We start from the raw sequence: 9,074 nt of genomic DNA on the forward strand, positions 1-9,074 counted from the left end.
GGTGGGAAAATGGCAGTTGCGAAGATGGAGATGATCAATATAATAGGTCATTTTGATTACTTAGATGAGGTTTGCAAAAGGATAGTTTTATCGGAATCTATCCATATGCTAAACGCAATTAACGAAATCAATGAAAACAATTTCCCCATTATGAATGTGGAGGATATAAATGCGATTGCAAATATCAACTATATAAGGCCGTATAATCTTAGAAATGACTATAAAGAAATAGAGAAAAAATTCAATTTAATATCGGGTATATTTGGCACAAAGAAAAAGATAAAATTTGAACATTTTAAGGAAGAATATAAGTTTAAAGAAGAGGAAGAATTCATAAATAATCTTTATGAAATGATAAAAGAAAAGTCTAAGGAATATGAAAACCTTAAAAGGGAAGAGGCTGAACTTGACAATTTAATAACATATATTATCCACCTTAAGGATTTGAATTTTAGGATAAATGATATATTAAATATGGAGTTTATAGATTTTAAGATAGGAAAGATAAATAAATATGACCTTCAAAAAGTTAAGAAAAACTATGAAAATATACCCGGTATAGTTTTAAAAATAAATCAAAATCCTGATTATTCCTTTATTTTGATTTTTTATCCAAAGGCCGTTGAAAATGAGATGATAAAGATATTAAACTCAATTAATTTTGAAGAATTCAAAATAAAGTTTAAATTTGAAGGAACCCCTAAGGATTGGTTAGCGGAAATAGAAAAAAGAAAACAAGAGATTGAAAAAAGAATAAATGAGCTTACCGATGATATATCGGAGATAAAAGAAGCTAATTTCGAAAGGATAGAAAAATTTTATTCAAGGCTTGTTATGGAAAATAGGATAGAAGAGATCAAACAAAATATTGCTGTAACCAATGAATTTTTTTATCTTTCAGGTTGGGTTCCCGCAGTTTTTAAAAGAAGGGTTAAAAGGAGTTTAGAAGATTTAGAGGAAAAGCTCATTATAATATACAAACCAATTAAGGAGATTAGAGAGGGACTTGCACCCCCAACGTATTTAAAAAATGGATATCTGTTAAGGCCCTTTGAATCCATAGTTAAACTTTATGGAATTCCATCTTATAACGAACTTGACCCAACTTCGTTTGTTGGGATTAGTTATATGCTTTTATTTGGTGCTATGTTTGGAGATGTGGGACAGGGACTTGTTCTGTTTTTGATTGGCGAATTTTTGAATAGAAGAAAAAGAAGACCTAATCTTGGTGGGGTTCTGGCACGACTTGGGATAAGCTCAACATTTTTTGGCTTTATCTATGGAAGTATATTTGGATTTGAAGATGTTCTTAAAACATATGTAGTAAAGCCTATGATTGAAATAGAGAAAATGTTGATTTATTCGATTGCCTTTGGCGTGATTTTGCTCTCTGTAGGCTTTATATATAACCTTGTAAATTGCTTTAGAAATAAAGATATTGAAGAAGGGCTCTTTAGTAGAAATGGGGTTGCGGGATTAGCTTTTTATTGGCTTTTACTCTACTACATCATTGTAAAGGTTGAAAATATAAGACCTATAATCTCAAGCGGGGCAATACTTTTCCTTTTAATTTTTAATCTTCTTCTAATATTTTTTAAAGAGCCTCTTGCAAATTTAATAAAGGGAGAAAAAAGGCTCTATAGACATTCGGCATCGGATTACTATATTGAAGAAGGTTTTGGTATCCTTGAAACTTTACTTAGTATCCTGTCTAATACATTATCCTTTATAAGGGTTGGAGCCTTTGCAATAAACCATGTCGGACTGTTTATAGCCTTTGAAACCATTGCTGAAATGATTAGAAATGGAGTTGCAAGCGCCTTAATGCTTGTTTTAGGAAACTTAGTAATTATAGGGCTTGAGGGCCTTATAGTGTTTATTCAAGGTCTAAGGCTTGAATACTATGAACTTTTTAGCAAATTCTTTAAAGGAAATGGATATGAATATACACCAATAAGCATAAGGGGGTAATAAAATGTTTATCTTTGTTATATTAGCAACACTAATAGTTATTTTTACACTTACAAAGGGAGTTTTAGCTCTAAAGGATAATATGAAAAAGGATGAATTTAAAAAGCATTTAAAGCTAAACGTATCATCCTTTGTTGCCATTTTAACTGCCTTTATAATTATGGCGATTCCTCAGGTTGCCCATGCTGCAGCTGAAGGAAACGGAGCAGCGGGATTAGGTTTTATTGCTGCAGGACTTAGCACAGGGCTTGCTGCAATAGGTGCAGGATACGCTGTTGGTGCGGTAGGTTCATCTGCCCTTGGGGCTGTTTCGGAGGATCCTAAAATACTTGGAAAAACTTTAATATTTGTTGGTCTTGCAGAAGGTATTGCAATATATGGGCTTATAATCTCAATAATGATATTAGGAAGACTAAGGTGATATCATGAAAATATTTTTGATTTCCGACAGCCATGATACTTTGGTTGGAATGAGACTTGCTGGGATAAAGGGTGTTTTAGTTTCTTCGAAGGAGGAAGGAGAGGCAGAGTTTAAAAGGGCAATTAAGGATAAGGAAATTGGAATAATAGTTTTAACTGAAAGATTGGCTTCGAAGATAAGACACCTTGTAAATGAGGTAAAGATCAATCAGGAAATGCCGCTTATAATTGAAATTCCAAATAGAAAAGGCAGCATAAGGGATGATGATTATCTTGTTAAGTATATTAAAGAGTCCGTTGGGATAAAAATCTGAGGTGATTTATATGGTAACTATTGAAGAAAAGATAAGGCTGTTTACAGAGCTTGTTTATCAAAAAATAGAGAAGGAAAATAAAGAGGAAATTGAAAGATTTAACGAGAGATTTAAAAACCTTATAGAGGAAAAGAAAAGGGAGTTTGAAGAGGAATTCAATAGGGTGAGGGATGAAAGGATAAAAAAGGCTAACGAAGAGGCACAAAGGATTGTATCAAAGGCAAAATATGAGGAGAAAAGAATACTTCTTAAAAAAAGGGATGAAGTTTTTAATAAGTTTTTTGAGGATTTAAAGATAAAATTAGAAGAATATACTAAAAGCAATCAATATAAAGATTGGCTTTTGGATAGTTTGAAAAAGGCTCTTGAAAATAAAAATTTTAAATTGATTTTAACCAATAAAGACTTTGAATTATTAAAGCCTTATTTAAATGGATTTAAAGTTGAATTTGATGATAGCTTAATTGGAGGATTTATTTTGGAAGATGAAAATAGGATAAGAATAGATCATTCTTTGAAGGCATTAATGGAGGATAAAAAGGAAAAAATAGGCCAGATACTTTTTTCTAATCTTTAGGTGGTGGGATTATGGATAACGGGATTATAACATATATAAACGGTCCGGTAATTAAAGCAAAAAACATGAAAAATTTTAGAATGAGGGAAATGGTGGCAGTTGGTGAGAAAAAATTAATAGGTGAAGTGATTTCTATTTATGAAGACTTTGGAACAGTCCAGGTCTACGAAGAGACGGCAGGACTTAAAATTGGTGAATTTGTTTATCCTACAGGTAAACCTTTATCCGTTAAACTTGGACCTGGAATAATTGGAAATATATTTGATGGCATAGAAAGGCCACTAAATAAAATAAAGGAATACAGTGGAAATTTTATAAACGAGGGAATAGGGCTTATCTCGATAGATCCTAACAAAAGATGGAAAGTCAATTTTTTAGTAAAAGAAGGAGAATATCTTGAAGAAGGACAGCCCTTTGCCTATGTTGAGGAAACACCCCTTATAAAGCATTATATTATGGTTCCTCCTAAAGTAAAGGGGAGGGTAACATATGTTGCAGCAGATAGTGAATACTGTATTGAGGATGTCATTTTAAAGCTGCAGGATGATAAAGAATATGAACTTAAGATGTATCAGGAGTGGCCGGTTAGAATTCCAAGGCCGGTAAAAAGGAGATTCCCAATCGAAAAGCCCCTTATAACTGGTCAAAGAGTAATAGATACCTTTTTCCCTATTGCAAAGGGGGGAACTGCAGCAATCCCAGGAGGATTTGGAACAGGAAAAACCATGACTCAGCATCAGCTTGCTAAGTGGAGCGATGCCGATGTTATTGTTTACATTGGCTGCGGTGAAAGAGGAAATGAGATGACGGAGGTTTTGGAGGATTTTCCAAAACTTATTGACCCTAATTCCAATCTTCCTCTTATGAATAGAACCATCCTTATTGCCAATACATCAAATATGCCAGTTGCTGCAAGGGAAGCGTCGATATATACAGGCATTACTATTGCGGAATATTTTAGGGATATGGGATATAACGTTGCAATAATGGCAGATTCAACATCAAGATGGGCGGAGGCCCTAAGGGAAATATCAGGGCGTCTTGAGGAAATGCCGGCAGAGGAAGGCTATCCTGCTTATCTTGCTTCAAGGCTTGCGGAGTTTTATGAAAGGGCCGGGTATGTTGAAACCCTTTCAGGCAAAGAGGCCTCTGTTTCTATAATTGGGGCTGTATCTCCAGCTGGAGGCGATTTTTCAGAGCCTGTTACTCAAAATACAAAAAGGTTTGTAAGTGTATTTTTGAGTCTTGATAGAAATCTTGCCTATTCAAGGCATTATCCGGCTATAAATTGGCTATCAAGTTATAGCGGGTATTTGTCCCTTCTTAATGATTGGTATAGGAAAAATGTCAGCGAAGATTTCTTTAAGCTAAGGGGAGAAATGCTAAAGGTTCTTCAGGAGGAAAATAAGCTTTTAGAAATTGTAAAACTTGTTGGAGAGGACGTTCTTCCGGACGACCAAAGGTTAATTTTAGAGGTTGCAAGGCTTATAAAAATAGGCTTTCTCCAGCAAAATGCCTACCATCCCGAAGACACCTATGTTCCTTTACATAAGCAATATAATATGCTAAGGATGATTAAGCTATTTTATGACAAGGCACTATTTGCTATTAAAAAGGGAGTTCCAATAGGAAAAATAAGACAGATGAAGGGCTACAGTGAAATATTAAAGATGAAATACTCTATTCCTAATGAATATAAAGATGAATTTGATAATTTACAAAGAAATATAGAGGAAGAATTCAGCCAAATTTTAAAGTCCTATGAAGGTGATTGATATGCAAAAGGAATTTTTACATGTAGAAAAAATAGAGGGACCACTTTTAATCCTATCCGAAGTTGAAGATGTTTCCTATGATGAAATAGTTGAAATAAAAACAAGGGATGGAATAAAGCATGGGAAGGTAGTTCAGCTTTATGAGGATAAGGCAATAATTCAAGTTTTTGAAACAACATCAGGGCTATCTGTAAAGGATGTTGCGGTTAAATTTACTGGAAAGCCTCTTGAAATTAGCCTATCAAAGGATATTTTAGGGAGAATATTTAATGGGTTTGGAGTTCCGATTGATGGTGGAGGGCCTATATTTTCTCCAATTAAAATGAATGTAAACGGAAGACCGATAAACCCGGTTGCAAGAAAATATCCAAGAAACTACATCCAAACGGGTATTTCAGCAATAGACCTTCTTACAACATTAATTAGAGGACAAAAGCTTCCAATATTTTCAGGAAATGGACTTCCTCATAACGAAATTGCAGCTCAGATTATAAACCAGGCCAAAATAGCAGATGGGGAAAATTTTGCCATTGTTTTTGGTGCTATGGGAATAAAGCATGATGATGCCCATTATTTTACCAAAATGTTTGAGGAGTCAGGGGTTTTAGAGAGGGTTGTAATGTTTTTAAATCTTGCTGATGATCCTGTTGTTGAAAGGATCGTAACCCCAAGGTGTGCCCTTACGGCTGCAGAATACCTTGCCTTTAATGAGGATATGCATGTTTTGGTGGTTTTAAGCGATATGACAAGTTATTGTGAGGCGTTAAGGGAGATATCCTCTGCAAGGGAGGAGGTCCCTGGAAGGAAGGGTTATCCAGGATACTTATATTCCGACCTTGCCTCTATATATGAAAGGGCAGGAATTATTGAAGGTTCTAAAGGCTCAATAACACAAATTCCAATCCTTACAATGCCAAATGATGATATAACCCATCCTGTCCCAGACCTTACAGGATATATAACCGAAGGACAAATAGTTCTAAGCAGAGAAATATATCAAAGGAATATATATCCTCCTATAAACATTCTTCCATCCCTTTCAAGGCTTATGAAGGATGGTATAGGTGAAGGATATACAAGGGAGGATCATCCTTCTGTTGCAAATCAAGTTTTTGCATCCTATACAAAATATCAAGAGGTTTTGGCCCTTGCCCAGGTTATAGGGGAGGATGAGCTATCAAGTATAGACAAAAAATATATGGAATTTGGAAGGGCCTTTGAGGATAAATTTTTAAAACATGATTTTTATGAGGAAAGAAGTATTATAGAGTCAATCGATTTAGCCTGGTCTATTTTATCCATCCTTCCCAAGAATGAACTTGATAGAATAGAACCAAAACTTTTGGATAAATATTATAAGGGGTGATTAGATGGAAAATATAGCCCCTACCAAATCCAATCTTATGAAGGCTAAATCATCCTTAGAATTTTCAAAAAAGGGATTTGAACTTTTAGATCAGAAAAGGAATGTCTTAATAAGGGAAATAATGGGCCTTGTGGATAAGTCAAAGGAAATACAAAAAAGGGTAAATGAGCTGTTTAAAGAGGCCTATGAGGCCCTTCAAATGGCAAACATTACTATGGGGATTCAATTTGTTGAGGATATTGCGTCGACTGTTCCTGAGGTGGAGGAGTTTGAGATTATTTTTAAAAGCGTTATGGGGGTTGAGGTTCCTATAGTAAAGCATTCGAAGGAGATGGAAAGGCCAAGCTATAGTTTTTACCAGACCAACTCAGCCCTTGATGTTGCCTTTACTAAGTTTCAAGAGGTAAAACTTTTATTATTTGAACTTGCAGAGATTGAAAATGCAGTCTTTAGGCTTGCCCATGATATTAAAAAGACTCAAAGGAGGGCAAATGCCCTTGAAAATATACAAATACCCAAATATGAAAACTTGGTAAAATCCATTCAGGAGGTCCTTGAGGAGAAGGATAGGGAGGACTTTTTTAGGCTTAAGGTTGTAAAGAAAAAAAGATTAAAGAAGCAAAAAACCCCCTAAAGGGGGTAGCTTTTATTTTTTTATACTTCTTCTATAAGTAGGGTTATATTCTGTCCAGCCGTCAAGGCCGGTATCCCTTTCTATTGCAAGATGAAATGCGTTTATTTCTGCACTTGCTTTATCGGCGTTATGGACTGCTATTGCTTCTATTGTCATGGGAAGAACCGGAGAGCCCATATCAAGGGTTCCGTGGTGGGATAGAATACAGTGGATAAGGTCGTATTTTAAATCGTTTGGAAAATCTTTTATTTCGCTAATTGCCCTGCTTACAAGGTCTGCACCAAGGGAAATATGGCCGAGTAAACGTCCTTTAGTTGTATATTTGTTTTCGGGAAAGCTTGAAAGTTCATATATTTTACCGATGTCATGAAGTAGTGCCGCAGCAACGGCTATGTCGTATTTAATGTAGCTAAATATTTTACAGTAGCTTTGAATAAGCTTTACAACCTCTATCGTATGCTGTGCAAGGCCACCTTGGTAGGCATGATGTATTTCTGCACCTGCTGCCTTTTTATAAAAGTGTTTTTTAACATCTGGCATTGCAAATATGTTTTCTAAAAGGGTTTTTATAAAAGGATTGCTTATAGTTGATATAATATTATTTATCTCAAGAACCATATCGTTTTCATTAACATAGCCTGATGGAAGAATTGAGTTTAAAAGTTCCTGCGAGGGATTCCATATTCTTTGGATGCTGTTTATGTGCAGCTGAAGGCTGCCCTTAAAATCCCTTGCTATTCCTGATATATAGGCAAGACACCCAGGGATAATTTCTTCACCGATTTTTTCATCATCGTTCCAGATTTTAGAGTCATAGTTTTTAAGGCCTATGCTAACTTGAAGATGATAGTAGTTTTTGTTGTTTTGGTCGGTTTTTCTAGTTATTTGCCTTACAGCAACAGCTATATTTTCAAATTTTTGATTTACATTTAGCTGCATAAAATCACCTCGAATTATATTATACATATAGCCTTGAGCATAATTTTAAAGCCTTGAAATTACTAGCCTGCTATGGCTAAATTTTTTTATCACTCACAAATATATTTCATAGGATTTCCTCCTTTTTTGTCGAATTATATTAATATAACAACATTCAATTTAACAACAAAAAGGAGGAAATCTCTATGTATCAACGTCAAGAAATTTTTAACATTATTGAATTTTTTACTTCTCAAAAACTTATCAATTTTTATACAACCCTCTTTGAAAATCTTGATTTATCTCCATTACCAGATAAGGTCCCCTCTAAATACGGCCCTACTGGGTTTTCTCGCCATGCTCTTTTCAGAGCCTTTATTGTCATGAAATGTGAAAAATTTGCTCAAGTTACTGAACTTAAAGATTTCTTAGAAAATAATTTAATCATTGCTAAGCTTTGTGGGTTCGATATCCTTAAGCCTTTACCTTCTTACTCAGTTTTTCAAAGATTCATTAAAAATTTGTCTAACTCTTATCTTAAAGAAATCATGAAAAATCAAGTTAATATTCTTAAAGAGTTAGGTTTTATTGATAACAAATTTATTTCTGTTGATGCTACTCCCGTTAAGGCTAATACTAAATTTAATAATCCTAAGTCCTTTTCAAAAAACAAATTTTCTAAAAATAATCCACCTTCTTCTGATAAAGATTGTAAGTTAGGAGTTCATACTGCCAATAACTCCATCAATGTTAAAGCTTCTGAGGATAAGCCTAATAACTCAAAGAAAAAATATGAATTCTACTGGGGTTACAAAAATCATGTTATTTGTGATGCTATATCTGGTCTCCCTATTGCTGAATTTACTACTACTGCTGATGTTAATGAAGTTTCTAATCTTATAGAAATCCTTGCTACCACAAATGAGTGGTTTTCTCTTGAAGGCAGTTACATTATTGCTGATAAAGGCTATGATTCAAAACAAAATCATGATTTCATTCGTAATACCCTTAAAGGTCATGCCTTCATCCCCTTAAATAAGCGTGGCACTAAGAAAAAGAACTTAACATCAACTGGTAATGTCATTTGTGATGCTGGTTT

General features: G+C 34.5%; 9 protein-coding genes. 8 read left to right on the forward strand and 1 reads right to left on the reverse strand.

Going from position 1 to position 9,074, the window contains the following annotated elements; translation table 11 throughout:
- The first annotated feature begins 9 nt into the window (after positions 1-9).
- The 7 genes from CAAU_RS09440 to CAAU_RS09470 are packed head-to-tail and all read left to right on the forward strand — an operon-like array spanning position 10 to position 7,057.
- Entirely contained in the window at positions 10-1,971 is a 1,962-nt protein-coding gene (locus tag CAAU_RS09440; protein WP_008909211.1) for a V-type ATP synthase subunit I, read from the forward strand.
- A 4-nt stretch (positions 1,972-1,975) separates the two neighbouring features.
- Entirely contained in the window at positions 1,976-2,392 is a 417-nt protein-coding gene (locus CAAU_RS09445) for an ATP synthase subunit C (RefSeq protein WP_008909212.1), read from the forward strand.
- 4 nt (positions 2,393-2,396) lie between these two features.
- Entirely contained in the window at positions 2,397-2,705 is a 309-nt protein-coding gene (locus tag CAAU_RS09450) for a V-type ATP synthase subunit F (protein ID WP_008909213.1), read from the forward strand.
- A gap of 10 nt (positions 2,706-2,715) precedes the next feature.
- Positions 2,716-3,282, forward strand: coding sequence for a V-type ATP synthase subunit E (locus tag CAAU_RS09455; RefSeq protein ID WP_008909214.1), 567 nt, complete (start codon positions 2,716-2,718; stop codon positions 3,280-3,282).
- A gap of 11 nt (positions 3,283-3,293) precedes the next feature.
- Positions 3,294-5,057 (forward strand): V-type ATP synthase subunit A, encoded by a 1,764-nt coding sequence (locus CAAU_RS09460; RefSeq protein WP_008909215.1) that lies wholly within the window; start codon positions 3,294-3,296, stop codon positions 5,055-5,057.
- Between the two features lies 1 nt (position 5,058).
- On the forward strand, positions 5,059-6,423 hold the full coding sequence (locus tag CAAU_RS09465) for a V-type ATP synthase subunit B (protein ID WP_008909216.1): 1,365 nt from the start codon (positions 5,059-5,061) through the stop codon (positions 6,421-6,423).
- Between the two features lie 4 nt (positions 6,424-6,427).
- Positions 6,428-7,057, forward strand: coding sequence for a V-type ATP synthase subunit D (locus tag CAAU_RS09470; RefSeq protein ID WP_008909217.1), 630 nt, complete (start codon positions 6,428-6,430; stop codon positions 7,055-7,057).
- A 12-nt stretch (positions 7,058-7,069) separates the two neighbouring features.
- Here the strand turns inward: CAAU_RS09470 and CAAU_RS13975 are convergent, their stop codons facing one another.
- Positions 7,070-7,996: a 3'-5' exoribonuclease YhaM family protein gene (locus tag CAAU_RS13975; protein ID WP_008909218.1), complete on the reverse strand. Its 927-nt coding sequence runs from the start codon at positions 7,994-7,996 to the stop codon at positions 7,070-7,072.
- 185 nt (positions 7,997-8,181) lie between these two features.
- On the opposite strand from CAAU_RS13975, the gene CAAU_RS09480 reads away from it, so the two are divergent.
- Positions 8,182-9,074 (forward strand): transposase (locus CAAU_RS09480; RefSeq protein WP_040306417.1); only part of this gene is annotated, 893 nt, incomplete at its 3' end.

Origin of the sequence: Caloramator australicus RC3, from assembly GCF_000297115.1 — a bacterium.
Taxonomy (GTDB): domain Bacteria; phylum Bacillota; class Clostridia; order Clostridiales; family Caloramatoraceae; genus Caloramator; species Caloramator australicus.

Bases quoted from the DNA above. Each gene is read 5' to 3' on its own strand.
- CAAU_RS09440 (WP_008909211.1), top strand. From the start codon at position 10: ATGGCAGTTGCGAAGATGGAGATGATCAATATAATAGGTCATTTTGAT.
- CAAU_RS09445 (WP_008909212.1), top strand. From the start codon at position 1,976: ATGTTTATCTTTGTTATATTAGCAACACTAATAGTTATTTTTACACTT.
- CAAU_RS09450 (WP_008909213.1), top strand. From the start codon at position 2,397: ATGAAAATATTTTTGATTTCCGACAGCCATGATACTTTGGTTGGAATG.
- CAAU_RS09455 (WP_008909214.1), top strand. From the start codon at position 2,716: ATGGTAACTATTGAAGAAAAGATAAGGCTGTTTACAGAGCTTGTTTAT.
- CAAU_RS09460 (WP_008909215.1), top strand. From the start codon at position 3,294: ATGGATAACGGGATTATAACATATATAAACGGTCCGGTAATTAAAGCA.
- CAAU_RS09465 (WP_008909216.1), top strand. From the start codon at position 5,059: ATGCAAAAGGAATTTTTACATGTAGAAAAAATAGAGGGACCACTTTTA.
- CAAU_RS09470 (WP_008909217.1), top strand. From the start codon at position 6,428: ATGGAAAATATAGCCCCTACCAAATCCAATCTTATGAAGGCTAAATCA.
- CAAU_RS13975 (WP_008909218.1), bottom strand. From the start codon at position 7,996: ATGCAGCTAAATGTAAATCAAAAATTTGAAAATATAGCTGTTGCTGTA.